Annotated in this window: 1 pseudogene; it reads right to left on the bottom strand. The window is 61.9% G+C overall.

The window, feature by feature from the left end:
- Nucleotides 1-95: 95 nt before the first annotated feature.
- Nucleotides 96-263 (bottom strand): annotated as a pseudogene (locus tag ABZT03_RS44195) (transposase); the annotation flags it as partial.
- Nucleotides 264-312: the final 49 nt, after the last annotated feature.

Here is a 312-nt window from a genome sequence, read left to right as displayed (position 1 = left end):
GCGCTCGCGCAGCTCATCGGGATACCTACGGGGAGCAACCATGCTCGGGATCCTTCCGGGTCTTCAATGTCTCCATCAAACCCGGGGCGGTTCAGACCGTATCGTTCGGGCACGTCCCGCCAGGGCGAGCCCGTCCGGGCCCGCCACCAGATCCCGTCGAAAACCTGACGCCGATCCCTTGGAGGCCGACCCATCTTCGGTATCGGAGGCAACAGCGGCTCCAGCCGCTCCCACTGTGCATCCGTCAGATCGCCACGAGACATCCCAAGATCGTTTCACAACCTTGATCAACATCTCAAACACGTCCTAGGA

This window comes from Streptomyces sp. NPDC005574 (assembly GCF_040605435.1).
Classification (GTDB): domain Bacteria; phylum Actinomycetota; class Actinomycetes; order Streptomycetales; family Streptomycetaceae; genus Streptomyces.
Note: the sequence above shows the minus strand (reverse complement) of the source record. Positions and strands in the feature narration are given on the sequence as shown.